Source organism: Microbacterium shaanxiense (assembly GCF_054779995.1).
The window spans coordinates 407,331-420,564 of the sequence record NZ_BAAGXE010000001.1 but is presented as its reverse complement, the minus strand read 5'-3'; the positions used below and the strand labels follow the sequence as shown (position 1 = coordinate 420,564).

The 13,234-nt window shown below is 68.4% G+C and carries 13 protein-coding genes; 10 read left to right on the top strand and 3 right to left on the bottom strand.

The genetic code is table 11. The features are described 5' to 3' along the window. The first annotated feature begins 174 nt into the window (after positions 1–174). The 7 genes from ACYVG2_RS01930 (at position 175) to ACYVG2_RS01900 (ending at position 7,646) form a co-directional block, all read left to right on the top strand. Positions 175–915 carry an NUDIX hydrolase gene (locus tag ACYVG2_RS01930; RefSeq protein ID WP_460779435.1) on the top strand — a complete coding sequence of 247 codons (741 nt, stop codon included), beginning with the start codon at positions 175–177 and terminating at the stop codon, positions 913–915. After that, positions 912–2,222 carry a quinolinate synthase NadA gene (gene nadA, locus ACYVG2_RS01925; protein ID WP_460779434.1) on the top strand — a complete coding sequence of 437 codons (1,311 nt, stop codon included), beginning with the start codon at positions 912–914 and terminating at the stop codon, positions 2,220–2,222. The genes ACYVG2_RS01930 and nadA overlap by 4 nt, the downstream gene beginning before the upstream one ends. Positions 2,223–2,353: 131 nt before the next feature. Continuing rightward, positions 2,354–3,841, top strand: coding sequence for an L-aspartate oxidase (gene nadB, locus ACYVG2_RS01920; RefSeq protein WP_460779433.1), 1,488 nt, complete (start codon positions 2,354–2,356; stop codon positions 3,839–3,841). Beyond that, entirely contained in the window at positions 3,841–4,692 is an 852-nt protein-coding gene (gene nadC, locus ACYVG2_RS01915) for a carboxylating nicotinate-nucleotide diphosphorylase (protein ID WP_460779432.1), read from the top strand. Before nadB ends, nadC begins: the two co-directional genes overlap by 1 nt. A 16-nt stretch (positions 4,693–4,708) precedes the next feature. Beyond that, the gene (locus ACYVG2_RS01910) at positions 4,709–5,848 is read left to right on the top strand and encodes a cysteine desulfurase family protein (protein ID WP_460779431.1); all 1,140 of its coding nucleotides are present in this window, start codon (positions 4,709–4,711) and stop codon (positions 5,846–5,848) included. Between the two features lie 45 nt (positions 5,849–5,893). After that, positions 5,894–6,841, top strand: coding sequence for a glycosyltransferase family 2 protein (locus ACYVG2_RS01905; RefSeq protein WP_460779430.1), 948 nt, complete (start codon positions 5,894–5,896; stop codon positions 6,839–6,841). A gap of 31 nt (positions 6,842–6,872) precedes the next feature. Then, a complete protein-coding gene (locus ACYVG2_RS01900; protein ID WP_460779429.1) occupies positions 6,873–7,646 on the top strand; it encodes an SDR family NAD(P)-dependent oxidoreductase in 774 nt (257 codons plus the stop codon). An 8-nt stretch (positions 7,647–7,654) separates the two neighbouring features. Here the strand turns inward: ACYVG2_RS01900 and ACYVG2_RS01895 are convergent, their stop codons facing one another. Next, entirely contained in the window at positions 7,655–9,703 is a 2,049-nt protein-coding gene (locus ACYVG2_RS01895) for an ABC transporter ATP-binding protein (RefSeq protein ID WP_460779920.1), read from the bottom strand. A 241-nt stretch (positions 9,704–9,944) separates the two neighbouring features. On the opposite strand from ACYVG2_RS01895, the gene ACYVG2_RS01890 reads away from it, so the two are divergent. Then, positions 9,945–11,354, top strand: coding sequence for a DHA2 family efflux MFS transporter permease subunit (locus ACYVG2_RS01890; protein ID WP_448965251.1), 1,410 nt, complete (start codon positions 9,945–9,947; stop codon positions 11,352–11,354). A gap of 16 nt (positions 11,355–11,370) precedes the next feature. On the opposite strand, the gene ACYVG2_RS01885 is transcribed toward ACYVG2_RS01890, so the two are convergent. Further along, positions 11,371–11,502: a hypothetical protein gene (locus ACYVG2_RS01885; protein WP_448965048.1), complete on the bottom strand. Its 132-nt coding sequence runs from the start codon at positions 11,500–11,502 to the stop codon at positions 11,371–11,373. Positions 11,503–11,582: 80 nt separating this feature from the next. Between ACYVG2_RS01885 and ACYVG2_RS01880 the strand changes: the two genes are divergently transcribed. Together ACYVG2_RS01880 and ACYVG2_RS01875 are read left to right on the top strand one after the other, a co-directional pair. Further along, the gene (locus tag ACYVG2_RS01880) at positions 11,583–12,098 is read left to right on the top strand and encodes a DUF6328 family protein (protein WP_460779428.1); all 516 of its coding nucleotides are present in this window, start codon (positions 11,583–11,585) and stop codon (positions 12,096–12,098) included. An 18-nt stretch (positions 12,099–12,116) separates the two neighbouring features. Next, positions 12,117–12,692 (top strand): 1-acyl-sn-glycerol-3-phosphate acyltransferase, encoded by a 576-nt coding sequence (locus ACYVG2_RS01875; protein ID WP_460779427.1) that lies wholly within the window; start codon positions 12,117–12,119, stop codon positions 12,690–12,692. A 32-nt stretch (positions 12,693–12,724) separates the two neighbouring features. Here the strand turns inward: ACYVG2_RS01875 and ACYVG2_RS01870 are convergent, their stop codons facing one another. Further along, a complete protein-coding gene (locus ACYVG2_RS01870; RefSeq protein ID WP_460779426.1) occupies positions 12,725–13,144 on the bottom strand; it encodes a pyridoxamine 5'-phosphate oxidase family protein in 420 nt (139 codons plus the stop codon). Between the last annotated feature and the right edge of the window lie 90 nt (positions 13,145–13,234).

The window sequence follows — 13,234 nt, the reverse complement described above, 5'->3', positions numbered from 1 at the left end:
CGCTCGTCGTCGAGCACCCGTAGGGGTTTGTTAGGACAGTAACCTAACAAACCCCTACGGAACAGACAAGAGCCTCGATCACGGCCGCGTAACGTTTGGGCGCGCGTCATATGGCGGCATGCGGTTGCCCTTCAGGTCACCACGACACTAAGATCGTTCACGGAGGTTAAAGTCATGGTGACCAAAACCAGTGGGAACGAGATCCGCGTCGCGGTGTCGACGGTGATCCTGACGCTGCGGCGTGCACCCGCCGTCGATCAGCCCTCGCTGGCTCTGCCCCTGGTGCTGCGCACGAGAGACCCCCATCAGGGCGATTGGGCGCTGCCGGGCGGCTGGCTCGAACCCGACGAGAGTCTGGAGGATGCCGCGGCCCGCACCCTGCACGAGACCACCGGCCTGTCCCCCAGCTACCTAGAGCAGCTGTACGCGTTCGGGGCCGTTGACCGTTCTCCCGGGCGCGTCGTGTCGATCGTGTACTGGGCGCTCCTCCGCTCCGACGAGGTCGATGCACAGAGCGCCGCGCATGTGGCGTCGGGCCTGGCGCCCGAGAACGTGCAGTGGTTCGGCGCCGCCGGCCTCCCTCCCCTGGCCTTCGACCACAGCCAGATCATCGACTACGCGCTGTGGCGACTGCGGAACAAGGTCGGCTACAGCCGTGTGGCGCACGGTTTCCTGCCCCCGATGTTCACACTCGCCGATCTGCGGGAGGCCTATGAGGCGATCCTCGGCAGACGCCTGGATCCGGCGAACTTCCGTCGCCAGGTCGAGACCTCAGCCGCACTGCTGCCGACAGACGAGTTCCGCACGGGCAACCACCGGCCCGCCCGCCTGTACCGATACGACGACGCCGTCGAGCTGGCTGACCGCGGCCCACTCGCACCCGAGAAAGATGTCAAGGAGAAGAGGACCCGATGACCCTCCTGCCGTTCCCCGAACTCGCCGATCCCTCCGTCGACCACGCCATCCAGGCGATCGTCGGCGGCGCCTCGACCGATGCCACGTGCAGCACCGACCTCGCCGAAGGGCCGTGGACGTTCGACAGCCGTCCCGGCTACGGGCCTGGATCGTCCATGGGCGATGTGATCCCGACCGGCTCCCCTCGTCAGGGCGAGCTGCCGACCGAGTACCGCGAGGCGAGCGAGCCGGATCTCGACGCGCGCATCCGCGCCGCGAAAGAGACGCTCGGTGACCGTGTCGTCGTGCTCGGCCATTTCTACCAGCGCGAAGAGGTGGTGCAGCACGCCGACTACGTCGGCGACTCGTTCCAGCTCGCGAACGCGGCGCTCGAGCGCCCGAATGCCGAGGCGATCGTGTTCTGCGGCGTGCACTTCATGGCCGAGACGGCAGATCTGCTCTCCCGGCCTGAGCAGTCGGTGATCCTCCCGAACCTCGCCGCCGGGTGCTCGATGGCCGACATGGCCGACATCGACCAGGTCGAGGACTGCTGGGAGCAGCTCGAGGGCGTGCTCGGGCCGCTCGACGTCGCCGACGAGACCGGGCGCGTTCCGGTGATCCCGGTGACGTACATGAACTCCTCCGCCGCGATCAAAGGGTTCGTGGGCCGCCACGGCGGGATCGTCTGCACGTCGTCGAACGCCGAGACGGTGCTGGAATGGGCGTTCGAGCGCGGACACCGCGTGCTGTTCTTCCCCGATCAGCACCTCGGTCGCAACACCGCCAAGGCCATGGGCGTGCCGCTCGAGCGGATGCCGATGTGGAATCCGCGGCGAGCGCTCGGCGGCTCGTCGGCCGAGCAGCTCGTCGACTCGCGGGTCATCCTGTGGCACGGGTTCTGCTCCGTGCACCGCCGGTTCACCGTCGGGCAGATCGAGCAGGCACGAGCTGAACATCCCGGCGTGCGCGTGATTGTGCACCCGGAGTGCCCGATGGAGGTCGTCGACGCGGCCGATGAGGCCGGTTCCACCGACTACATCCGCCGCGCGATCGACGGCGCCACGGAGCCGACGACGTTCGCCATCGGCACCGAGATCAACCTGGTCAGGCGGCTCGCCGCCCAGTACCCGCAGCACGAGATCTTCTGCCTGGATCCCGTTGTCTGCCCGTGTTCGACGATGTACCGCATTCACCCCGGCTACCTCGCCTGGGTGCTCGAGGAACTCGTCGCCGGACGCACGCCCAACCGCATCCGGGTCGCCGGCGACGTGGCGGCCCCGGCGCGCGTCGCGCTGGAGCGGATGCTGGCAGCGAAGCCGCGGTCATGAACGAGCCGGCCCCGACGCACACGCCGCCGCCGTCACACTTGTCGGCTCAGATCACGGATGTCAGTGCGAATCCCGTGTTTCGCACTGACAAGTGTGCGGATCGACTGACATCTGTACCGGGACACGCGAGCGTGATCGTCGTCGGCTCCGGCATCGCGGGTCTCACCGCAGCGCTGCACGCATCCGAGGCGGGGCATGCGGTGACGCTCGTGACGAAGGGGGCGCTCGGAGACGGATGCACGCCGCTCGCGCAGGGCGGAGTCGCGGGCATTTACGGCCCCGGCGACTCCCCCGAGCTGCACGCCGCCGACACGCTGAGCGCGGGCGCCGGGCTCTCGGACTCTGCCGCCGTGGACGTGCTGGTGTCCGACGGTGCGGCCCGAATCGCCGAGCTGATCGCTCGCGGTGTCGCATTCGACAGGTCGCCCGACGGCACGCTGCTGCTCGGACGCGAGGCCGCCCACAGCCATGCGCGCATCGTGCATGCGGGCGGCGACGCGACAGGTGCGGAGATCTCCCGCGCGCTGATCGCGCAGGTGCGAAAGTCTCCGGTCGAGGTCATCCAGCACGCCCTCGTGGTCGACCTCCTGGTCGAGGACGGAGCGGTTCGCGGCGTTCGGATGCTGCGGCACGATGCTCTCGTCGACATCGAGGCGGAGGCCGTGATCCTGGCGACCGGCGGCGCAGGGCAGTTGTACGCCCGCACCACCAACCCGATCGGTGCGACCGGCGACGGGATCGCCGCAGCGATGAGGGCAGGAGCAGCGGTCGGCGATCTGGAGTTCGTGCAGTTCCACCCCACGGTGCTCGCCGCAGGATCCGCCTTCCTCGTCTCCGAAGCCCTGCGCGGCGAAGGTGCCACGCTGCTCGATGATGAGGGCCGGCGATTCGTGTTCGACACGCATCCCGACGGCGAGCTCGCTCCTCGGGATGTCGTGTCCCGTGCGATCGCGAGGCAGGCCGCTGTGCAGGAGGGTCCGGTGCTGCTCGACGCGACGATGCTCGGCGCTGCACGCCTGGCCGAGCGATTCCCGACCATCGACAGGATCACCCGCGAGCGGGGGTTCGACTGGGCGCGCGAGCCCGTTCCCGTGACACCGGCCGCGCACTATCTGATGGGCGGGATCGTCACCGACCTCGACGGGCGCACCTCGATGCCTGGACTCCTCGCGGTCGGCGAGGTGGCCCGCACCGGTGTGCACGGTGCGAACCGCCTGGCGTCGAACTCTCTGCTGGAGGGTGCCGTGTTCGGCGCTCGCGCCGCCGCGGCCCTGCGCGCTCCCGCACCCACCGCCTTCCCGTTCAGGTCGCACTTCTCGTCGCTTTCAGCGAGTGGCGCCGACGAGAAGTGCGACCTGAAAGACGATTTCTCCCGCGAACGACTGCAGCAGCTGATGTGGGACCACGTCGGCCTGCTGCGTACAGAGGAGGGCCTGGCCGGGGCCCTCGACACGATCCGCGCCTGGCGCGCCGCAGTCCCCGCACCCCGCACTCGCGCCGAGCACGAAGACGCCGGTCTGCTGCTGCTCGCCGAAGCCACGGCATCCGCCGCTCTCGCCCGCACCGACTCGGTCGGCGCCCACCACCTCACCGCCTCCCGAGCTCTGATCGGAGCCTGATGCTCACCGCTGCCACACTCACCCGCATCGTCGGAGCCGCCCTGGAAGAGGACGCGCCATGGGGCGACCTCACCAGCTCAACGCTGCTGCCGATCGACGCGACAGCGACCGCCGACCTCACCGCTCGCGAGCACGGCGTGCTCAGCGGCGGCGACGTCTTCGCGACCGCGTTCACCCTCACCGACCCGTCTGTCACGATCGATGTGCACGTCGGCGACGGCGACGAGTTCGCACCGGGCGACGTGCTCGCATCCGTGTCCGGATCGGCGCGCAGCATCCTCACCGCCGAACGCGTCGCGCTCAACTTCACGCAGCGGATGAGCGGCATCGCGACCCTGACCGCGCAGTACGTCGCAGCGGTCGAGGGCACCGGTGCGCGCATCGCCGACACCCGCAAGACGACGCCTGGACTTCGCGCGTTCGAGCGGCACGCGGTCGTGTCCGGCGGCGGCAGCAATCATCGCTATTCGCTGTCGGATGCCGTGATGGCCAAGGACAACCACCTGGCGGTGCTGCAGCGCGAAGGCGCCGACCTCGCGACGGCGCTGCGCGACGCGCTGTCGCGGCTGCCGCACACCGCCCACGTCGTCGTGGAGGTCGACCGGCTGGACCAGATCGAGGCCGTGCTCTCCGGCGGCGCACACACCGTGCTGCTCGACAACTTCTCGCTCGACGACCTGCGGGCAGGCGTCGCCATGATCGGCGATCGGGCCACGGTCGAGGCATCCGGCGGCGTGAATCTCGACACCGTCCGCGCGATCGCCGAGACCGGCGTCGATGTCATCTCCGTCGGCGCGCTCACGCACTCCGTCCGCGCGCTCGATCTCGGACTGGATGTGCGGATCGCCTGATGCAGGACCTCGACTGATGCTCTATCTCGACCATGCCGCGACCTCTCCGGTGCGTCCGGAGGTGCTCGAGGCCATGCGCCCCTATCTGACGGGGGTGTTCGGCAACCCGTCGAGTCACCACACGGCGGGTGAGGCTGCGGCGAGCGCGCTGGACGACGCGAGGGCGCGCGTCGCCAGGATTCTGGGCATGCGCACGGGAGATGTGATCTTCACCGCCGGCGGCACTGAGGCGAACAACCTCGCAGTGAAGGGCATCGTGCTCGCGGCCCTCGAACGAGGTCGTCGCCATCTGGTGACCACGCCGGTCGAGCACGAGTCGATCCTCGAGTCCGCGGACTTCCTGCGACGCTTCCACGGGGTCGAGGTCACGCATGTCCCGGTCGGTCGTGACGGGCGAGTCGACCCGGATGCCGTGGCCGAGGCTCTCCGTGACGACACCGCGCTGGTCTCGCTCGGGCATGCCAACAACGAGATAGGCACCGTGCAGGATGCCGCGGCCATCGCGACGGTGAGCGCAGCCGCCGGGGTACCCCTGCACCTCGACGCCGTGCAGTCGGCAGGGTGGCTGCCGCTCGCCGGACTCGGAGCGGATGCGATTTCGATCGCCGGGCACAAGCTCGGCGCGCCGAAGGGCATCGGCGCCCTCGCTGTGCGCGGACGCGTTCCGCTCGAGCCGCTGCTGCACGGCGGTGGACAGGAACGCGGTCGACGCTCGGGCACCGAGAACGTCGCGGGGGCGGTCGCTCTGGCCGTGGCGCTGGAGCTGGCCGAGGCGGAGCGCGAGTCGGTCGCCGCTCGCGTCGGCACGCAGACCGCGCGGTTCATCGACGGCGTTCTCGCTGCCGTACCGCAGGCCGCGTTGACCGGAGATCGCGAGAACCGGCTTCCCGGCACCGCGAGCTTCACGTTCGCCGGGACGAGTGGTGAGGCGGTGCTGCTGGAACTGGAGCGGCGCGGTGTGATCTCCTCCAGCGGGTCGGCGTGCGCAGCCGGCAGCGACGAGCCGTCGCACGTGCTGCTCGCCTGCGGCGTGCCGCCCGAGGTGGCGCAGACGTCGGTGCGCTTCACGTTCGGCAGGACCCCGATGCCGGACGATACGTCCGAGCGACTCGCCGCGCTCGTCGCTGCGGCGGTGTCGGCCGTCTCCGGTTCATGACTCCTCACGGATCGTCTTCGCGTTGCGAGCAATAGAATCATCGGGATGAACGCCGCCGACCCGATCGTGACGCTGATCGTCCCCGGTCGCGACATCGAGTCGTTCGCCCCGGCCGCGGTCGCGTCGTTACTGGTGCAGACGGAGCCCCGCTGGCGCGCCATCCTGATCGATGACGGATCCAGGGACGCCACCGCCGGCATCTTCGCGGATGCTGCAGCATCGGATCCGCGATTCACCTTCCTCCGCCACGAGGCATCCCGTGGACTGGGAGCGGCCAGGAACGTCGGACTCGGGCTCGTCGAGACCGAGTACCTCGGATTCCTCGACGGCGACGACGAACTCACCCCGACCGCCCTCGCGCGGATGACAGGCACGCTGGGCGAGACCGGCAGTGATTTCGTCGCCGGCGCCTACGTGCGCTCACGGCTGCGCGGTGATGTCTACGTCCCCGGACGCGTGCAGCCCTGGACGGCAGCCGCGACCGATCCGCAGCGGCTGCGAACGACGATCTTCGACCACCCTCGGGCCTCGGGCAACATCGTCGCGTGGTCGAAGATCAGCCGGACGGACTTCTGGAACGATCTGCGCTTCCCCGAGGGCGTGGCATACGAGGATCAGATCGTCGCGCAGCAGATGCTCACCCGCGCGACGGCGTTCGATGTGATCCCCGACGTCGTCGTGCGCTGGCGCCTCCGTGCCGACGGCACCTCGATCACCCAGGGCAAGTCGAGCCTGCCGGTGCTGCGCGACTACCTCGCTGCCCTGCGCGGCGGCATCCGCGTACTGCATGCCGCCGGTGCGGAGGCTGCGGTCACGGCCAGACTCGATCTCATCCTCGCCATGGATCTGCCTCCGCTCCACGAGATCGCCAGCAGCCACCCCGACCCCGCGTACGCATCCGAGGTGACGGCGTTCCTGAACGAGCTGCGCGCACTGCCGGAGTTCTCCGGCGTCCACCCCGACCCTCAGCTCGCCGCCGCCCTCGCGTGGTGAGCGTGCATGCCCCAGACGGAGGATCCGCCCAGTGAACGACTACATCGCCGACCTGTTCTCGCTCGAAAGCCGCACCGCTGTCGTGACGGGTGGCAGCTCCGGCATCGGCCGCGGCATCGCGACCGCGCTCGCCCGTGCAGGAGCTTCCGTCGTCATCGTCGCCCGTGGCGGCGAGCGCATCGATGACACGGTGCGCGAGCTGACGGATGCCGGATGCCGCGCAGCCGGCGTCGTCGGCGACCTCGGCACCCGCGACGGCATCCGCACGGTCGCCGAGGCCGCGGCTGAACCGTTCGGAGAGCCGGACATCCTCGTCAACTCCGCCGGCATCAACATCCGCCCGCCCTATGCGGAGATCACCGAGGCCGACTGGGACGCCACGATGACAGTGAACGCGCTCGCGCCGTTCCTGCTCGGACAGCGCTACGCGCGGGGAATGGCCGAGCGAGGATTCGGACGCATCATCCACATCAGCTCGCAGCAGGCGCATCGCGCCTTCGTGGGCAGCGGTGTCTACGGCGCCTCCAAGGGCGCGATCGAATCGCTGATGCGCTCAGAGGCCGAGGCATGGGGTGCGCACGGAGTCACCAGCAACACGCTCGTCCCCGGCTTCGTGCTCACCCCGCTGAACGCCCGTCTTCAGGAGGACCCGGAGCAGATCGCCGCCCTCGCCGCGCGGACGATGATCGGTCGCAACGGGCTGCCAGAGGATTTCGCCGCCGCCGCGGTCTTCCTCGCCGGCGCGGGCTCCGCCTACGTGACGGGCCACTCGTTGTTCGTCGACGGCGGTATGTCGGCGCACTGAGCGCGCCGCTACCCCTCGGCCGGATACACGCGCTGATCCGTGCCTGCGCCGTCGAGCAGCGGCACGGGCGAGGTGAGCGCGTCCACGGCGTCCGCTCCGGCGGAATCATCCGGCGCGCGGTCGGCGCGACGGTTCGCGAACGCGGCTGCGACCCCGCCGCCGATCGTGTTCTCGACGACGGTCTCGGTCTCGAGCACACGGGATGCCGCGACCTGCTGCGCTGCGAGCTCCGCATACAGTCCGCCCTGAGCCAGCAGTTCGCCGTGCGTGCCCGACTCGACGATCTGCCCCGCCTCGAGCACGTGGATGACATCGGCGCCCATGACGGTCGAGAGCCGGTGCGCGATGGAGATCGTCGTCCGCCCGCGAGCGGCCTCGTCGAGGGCTTCCTGCACGACCCGTTCCGACACCGTGTCGAGGGCGGAGGTCGCCTCGTCCAGAAGCAGCACCGGCGGATCCTTCAGCAGCACCCTGGCGATGGCGATGCGCTGCTTCTCGCCACCGGAGAGCCGGTAGCCGCGCTCCCCGACGACGGTGTCGTAGCCGTGTTCGAAGCCGGCGATGATGTGGTGGATGTTCGCGGCGGTGCAGGCCGCGATGACCTCGTCCTCCGTGGCATCCGGCTTCGCGTACATGAGGTTCTCGCGGATCGTCGCGTGGAACAGATACGTCTCCTGCGACACGATGCCGACGTTGTCGATGATCGACTCCTGCGTGAGCGTGCGCACATCCGCCCCGGCGAACAGCACCGCGCCGCCGTGCGCCTCGTACAGTCGCGGCGCGAGGTAGAGGATCGTCGTCTTGCCCGCTCCGGACGGCCCCACGAACGCGACGTGCTGTCCGGGCTCCGCCACGAACGACACGCCCTGCAGGGTGGGACGCGCGTCTGGCGCGGCATCCGGATACCGGAAGACGACCTCGTCGAACGCCACCCGTCCCATGGGTCCCGGTGCCTGCTGCACCGGGATCGCGTCCTCAGCATCCTCGATCTCGGGGACCAGATCGAGGTACTCGAAGATGCGCGCGAACAGCGCCTGCGAGGTCTGCAGGTCGAGCGAGACGCGCATGAGACCCATCAGCGGCTGCAGCAGTCGCGCCTGCACGGTCGTGAACGCGACCACGGTGCCCGCGGTGATCGCGCCCGCTCCTCCTGCGATCAGGTAGCCGGAGACGAGATAGATCACGGCCGGAACCGACGCCATCAGCACCTGCACGACCGCGAAGAAGCCCTGGCCGCTCATCGCACGCCGCACCTGCAGCTTGACCTGGTTGCGGTTCTCCCGCTGATACCGCTGCGACTCGGCACGCTGACGGTTGAACGACTTCGACAGCAGCATGCCCGAGACGCTCAGGGTCTCCTGCGTGATCGAGGTGAGCTCGCTCAGCGACTCCTGCGTCTCGCCCGCGATGCGCGCCCGCACCTGCCCGACGCGGCGCTGCACGATGATCAGGAACGGCATCAGCACGACCGCGATGAGCGTGAGACGCCAGTCGATGAGGATCATCGCGACCAGCGAGGCGATCACCGTGACGACGTTGCCGAGGATGCTGGTGACCGTGTTGGTGAGCACGCCGGAGACGCCGCCGACGTCGTTCTGCAGGCGCGACTGAATGACGCCGGTCTTGGTGCGGGTGAAGAAGCCGAGCTCCATCGCCTGAAGGTGTTCGAACAGCCGCACGCGCAGGTCACCGGTGACGCTGTTGCCGACGGTCGAGGTGAGCCAGGTCTGGCCGACGCCGAGCACCGCGGACAGGAGGAAGAGACCCACCATGATCAGGACCAGGCGGATCAAAAGGCCGATCTCCGGGCTGCCGCCGTCGACGGGGAACAGCGCGTCGTCGAAGATGCGCTGCACGATCAGCGGCGGGATGACCGCGATGCCCGCCCCGACGATGACGAGGATGCCGGTGATGATGATGCGCCCGAGATAGGGACGGAACAAGCCCACGACCCGCTGTCCGAGTCCGGAGATCCGCGGCGCCTCGGCGTTCAGTCGTTTCTGCGCCGCCTCGTCGACCCCGCGGAACCCGCCGCCACCGCCTCGTCCGCCGCCCATGCTCATGCGGTCAGCCTAGCCTCGGGAGGAATTCCGGGCTCTTCGAGAGAATCTCGTCGGAGCGGGAATGCCCGGACGTAAGGCTGCGTTACCATGATTCGTTGTCCACGAGTGGGTGCCGCATCTCCGGCTCCGTCGTAGGCCTTCCGCCACCCCCATCCACTGAGGAGACGCTTTGGCCACTCTTTCCACCGGTTCGGTTCCCACCGTGAAAGCAGAACCGTTCATCCCGCGCTCGGACATGCGCGTCATCTGGCTGCTGCTCGTGGCCGCTTTCGTCGCGATCCTGAATGAGACGACGATGGGGATCGCGATCCCGCATCTGAACGCCGACCTGGGCATCCCGCCGGAGCTCGGACAGTGGCTCACCAGCGCGTTCATGCTCACGATGGCGATCGTCATTCCCACGACGGGCTTCCTTCTGCAGCGCTTCACGACGCGTCAGGTCTTCATCGCCGCGATGTCGGCGTTCTCCCTCGGCACCCTCGTGGCCCTCATCGCGCCCGGCTTCGAGGTGCTGCTGGTCGGACGCGTGATCCAGGCCGGCGGTACCGGCATCATGATGCCGCTGCTGATGACCACGATGATGAACGTCGTCCCGCCGCAGTCGCGCGGCCGGATGATGGGCCGTGTCGGCCTCGTCATCTCCCTCGCTCCGGCGATCGGACCGACGCTCGCCGGCGCCGTGCTCGAGACGCTGAGCTGGCGCTGGTTGTTCGCGATCGTCCTGCCGATCGCCCTCGTCTCCCTCGCCATGGGCGCGAAGTGGATGACCAACCTCGGCGAGACGAAGAAAGCTCCGGTCGACGTGCTGTCGATCGTGCTCTCCGCCTTCGGCTTCGGCGGGGTCGTGTACGGTCTCAGCCAGTTCGGCGGCGAAGGCGAGTCCAACGGCGCGACCATCGGCATCATCTCGCTCGTGATCGGCGGTCTCGCCCTCGGGTTCTTCGTCTGGCGTCAGCTCGTGCTGCAGCGCATCGACGATGCTCTGCTCGACCTGCGCGTGTTCCGCTCCGGCAACTACACGATCGCCGTCATCGTGATGGGCATCCTCGCCCTGTCGATGTTCGGAACACTCACGCTCCTGCCGCAGTACTTGCAGAACGTGGCGGGACTGGACGCGCTGCAGTCCGGCCTGATCCTTCTTCCCGGATCCATCCTGATGGGTCTTCTCGGCCCGATCATGGGTCGCATCTACGACGCCCGTGGCACCCGCACACTGCTCATCCCCGGCACGATCATGGTGTCCGCAGCGCTGTTCTTCTACTCGACGGTCGGCGAGCACACCCCGTGGTGGCTGCTCGTGATCTCGCAGACGTTCATGTCCGTGGGTCTCGCGATGTCGTTCACACCACTGTTCTCCGCGTCGCTCGGATCGCTGCAGCGTCATCTGTACTCGCACGGTTCCGCAGTGCTGAACACGATCCAGCAGGTCGCCGGCGCGGCCGGCGTCGCTGTGCTGACAGTGACCTACTCGTCGATCCTGCACGCCGGTGAGAGCGAAGGACTGACGACAGCCGTCGCCGGCGCTCCCGGAGCACGCATGGCGTTCCTGATCGCGGCCATCATCTCGTTGGGATCAGTGGCGTTGAGCGCATTCATCCGCAAGCCTGCGGATGACGTGGGCGACGGTTTCCACGGCGGTCACTGACCGACCGGCGGAACGACTACTCCGCAATGGTGCACGAGTCGCCGGCGCAGCACGCGCCGGCGCTCGCGTCACCCAGCAGATTCAGCCCTGCGGGTGCGGCAAGCGTGTCGACGGCCGGGGCCGATTCCGAGGTCTCGCGAGTGGTCATGGCTCCATGCTACGCCGGAACGCGCATCATGGCGTCAAGGGGCTGGACAGCCGGGTCGCGCGTGGCCAACACTCGGGGGTATGAACGATTCTCCTGATGCGAGGAGCCGCACCGCGACGGATGCGAAAGCCGACGCGAAACGCGACGGTCGCGATGAGACGCGCGACGAGCGCGCGGATCGCAACTGGGACGAGCTCATGCAGGAGCTGCGTGTGATGCAGACGGGCACGCAGGTGCTCTCCGGTTTCCTGCTCGCCGTGGCCTTTCAGCCGCGTTTCACCGAACTCGATGATCTGCAGCGCACGCTCTACATCGTGCTCGTCGGCCTCGCAGCTCTCGCGACTGTGCTCGCGCTGGCGCCAGTGGGGATGCACCGATCCCTGTTCGGACGTCATCGCAAACCCGATCTCGTCAGGTTCGCCTCGCGCATGGTGCAGGCCGACCTGGTCGTGATCGGTCTGCTGAGCATCGGGGTCACGACGCTGATCGTGGACTTCACCGTCGATCGCACGACCGCGACCGTCGTGCTGGTCGTCGCATCCATCGTCGTGCTCGCGCTGTGGGTGCTGCTGCCACGGCTGATAGACAGAAGGTGAATGGCCTACGGTTATGAGGTGAAACGATTCCTCGCCCGTGTCTTCTGGACATTCAGTCGGTGGACGCTCAAGGGCGACGAGGTCCCGACTCGCCCCACGATTCTCATCGGGGCGCCGCACACCTCGAACTGGGATTTCGTACTCATGCTCGCGATCGCCTGGCGACTCGGCATCGACGTGCACTGGCTCGGCAAGAAGAGCCTGTTCGCCGGCTGGCGCGGCCCGATCATGCGGCGCATCGGCGGCGTGCCTGTCGACAGGGAGAATCCCGGCCGGGTCGTCTCGGACGTGATCTCCCAGGTGCACTCCGGCGAGGTGTTCGCCCTCGTAGTGACACCGGACGGCACACGCGGTGACAACGCGTACTGGAAATCGGGCTTCTACCGGATCGCGCTGCAGACGGGGATGCCGGTGACTCTGGGCTACGTCGATCGCACGACCATGACCACCGGCCTGGGGCCGACGTTCGAGCTGACCGGCGACGTGGCCGCCGACATGGACCGGATCCGCGCGTTCTATGCCGACAAGGCAGGGGTCCGACCGAGCTTGCGCACCGAACCTCGGCTGAGGGAAGAGGGCGGCGCCGGGCTTTAGCCGCTCACCTGAGCCGAACCTTGCTGCGCCGATCACTCCCGCACGTGCGTCTCGGTGATGGCCGGAGGGTCCCTGCGGTAGTCACTCAATCTCACCCACGTCGGGCGCACCCTCACCACGACGATCTCCCCGCTGCGAAGGGATTCGGCGAATTGCGGGAACGCCTCCAGATACGCGCTCGCAGCTCGCTCGAGCACGTCGCCGTCCGGCATGTCGGCGGTGCCCTCGCACTGCAGCGTCGTGGAGTCCTCGCCGCCGATGACGATCGCGATGCGCGGGTCACCGAGCAGATTCGCGATCTTTCGGGAGTCCCGCTTCGCGTCGAAGATCAGTTCGCCGCGGTCCGTGATCGCGATGGCGACGTATGCCGCCTGCGGAGTGCCGTGGGCATTCACGGTGGCGACGACGCCGCCAGGATGGGAGCGCACGTGTTCGATCATCTCGGCGTTCATCAGTTCTCCTCGTGAAGCGATGGGCCCCGTCCACGACGGGCCCGAGCGGCCAGCGTAGTGGCGTGCTGCGTCGAACATGTGAGGACCCTC

Bases quoted from the DNA above. Each gene is read 5' to 3' on its own strand.
- ACYVG2_RS01890 (WP_448965251.1), top strand. From the start codon at position 9,945: ATGCGCGTCATCTGGCTGCTGCTCGTGGCCGCTTTCGTCGCGATCCTG.
- ACYVG2_RS01930 (WP_460779435.1), top strand. From the start codon at position 175: ATGGTGACCAAAACCAGTGGGAACGAGATCCGCGTCGCGGTGTCGACG.
- nadC (WP_460779432.1), top strand. From the start codon at position 3,841: ATGCTCACCGCTGCCACACTCACCCGCATCGTCGGAGCCGCCCTGGAA.
- ACYVG2_RS01895 (WP_460779920.1), bottom strand. From the start codon at position 9,703: ATGGGCGGCGGACGAGGCGGTGGCGGCGGGTTCCGCGGGGTCGACGAG.
- ACYVG2_RS01910 (WP_460779431.1), top strand. From the start codon at position 4,709: ATGCTCTATCTCGACCATGCCGCGACCTCTCCGGTGCGTCCGGAGGTG.
- ACYVG2_RS01870 (WP_460779426.1), bottom strand. From the start codon at position 13,144: ATGAACGCCGAGATGATCGAACACGTGCGCTCCCATCCTGGCGGCGTC.
- ACYVG2_RS01885 (WP_448965048.1), bottom strand. From the start codon at position 11,502: ATGACCACTCGCGAGACCTCGGAATCGGCCCCGGCCGTCGACACGCTT.
- nadA (WP_460779434.1), top strand. From the start codon at position 912: ATGACCCTCCTGCCGTTCCCCGAACTCGCCGATCCCTCCGTCGACCAC.
- ACYVG2_RS01905 (WP_460779430.1), top strand. From the start codon at position 5,894: ATGAACGCCGCCGACCCGATCGTGACGCTGATCGTCCCCGGTCGCGAC.
- ACYVG2_RS01880 (WP_460779428.1), top strand. From the start codon at position 11,583: ATGAACGATTCTCCTGATGCGAGGAGCCGCACCGCGACGGATGCGAAA.